The organism is Mesorhizobium sp. M7A.F.Ca.CA.001.08.2.1 (assembly GCF_003998455.1).
Taxonomy (GTDB): domain Bacteria; phylum Pseudomonadota; class Alphaproteobacteria; order Rhizobiales; family Rhizobiaceae; genus Mesorhizobium; species Mesorhizobium ciceri.
This window is the reverse complement of the sequence record NZ_RZPW01001249.1, coordinates 1-971: the sequence shown is the minus strand read 5'-3', so window position 1 is coordinate 971 and position 971 is coordinate 1. Positions and strand designations below refer to the sequence as shown.

At 65.6% G+C, this 971-nt stretch carries 2 protein-coding genes; both read right to left on the bottom strand.

Features of this window, described 5'->3' with window-relative positions:
- A partial coding sequence (locus EN914_RS36585) for a copper resistance protein CopC (protein ID WP_206527339.1) occupies nt 1–758 on the bottom strand: 758 nt, incomplete at its 3' end.
- A gap of 53 nt (nt 759–811) precedes the next feature.
- On the bottom strand, nt 812–971 hold a 160-nt coding region (locus EN914_RS36580), incomplete at its 5' end, for a DUF1775 domain-containing protein (RefSeq protein ID WP_127389745.1).

Here is a 971-nt window from a genome sequence, read left to right as displayed (position 1 = left end):
GCCAGCGACAGCAGGCCAAGCCCCAGCGCGATCAGCGCGACCAGCACCGTCCAGCCGAAGCTGGTGCCGAGCCCGGTCCGCCAGATGACCGATTGTGCCAGATGGGAGAGCGGCGCCCCGAGTGCATCAAGCCCCTGCAATCCGAGCGACAGGGACGACGCGACCAGCCCGCTCAGGATTGCAGCTGCAACGAAGCGCTGCCCGGCACGGGCACTTCCGGCCAACCAGGCAAGCGCGAAGGCGCCGCCAACGCCGAGGAAGAGGCCGACGTAGAGAAAGATTTTGCTCGCCCAGATAGCCGACCGCAACGGCCAGTCGACGGCTTCGGATACGGCCGGCGGTTCGCTGGGCGCTCCGATGGAAAACAGCAGCGATCCGCCGACGGGATGACCGTCTGCGGAGATGACGCGCCAGCTCAAGACATGCGTGCCCGACTTGAGCGGCTGCGGATTGTCGATCTCGACGGTCTGGTCGCTGAGACGAAAGGCGGTCAGTGGAACCGGCTTGCCGTCGGGCTTCACCAGCGTCAGCACCAGAGGCGAGACCGGCTCGCTGAAGGTCAGCGAGAACTGCGCCGGTCCCTGTGCCAGCACCGCGCCGTCGGCCGGGTCGGTCTTGATCAGCGCGGCATGGGCAAAGGCCTGATCTGACACGGCAAGGCTGGCAAGAAACACGATCACAGCCAACAGGCCGACGGCAAGCCGGCCGGTGCGTTTGCCGGTCATGCAAGCCGTTTGCAGGAGGGAGGTCGTGCTCATGTCACCGCCACGAAAAAGAGCGGCGCACTCGAAAGAGCGCGCCGCCTGGGAGATCATTTCTTCGGCAGCAGCTTGATGCCGGGTGCCGGGCTTTCCAGTGCGTCTTCATCTTGCCCTGCCGCTGGAATCTCGATCCAGCGATCGGCTGCACCGTCGCATTCCTGCACGACCGGGAAATAGAGTTTTTGGCCGACGGGGAGGTCCGCCGTCAGC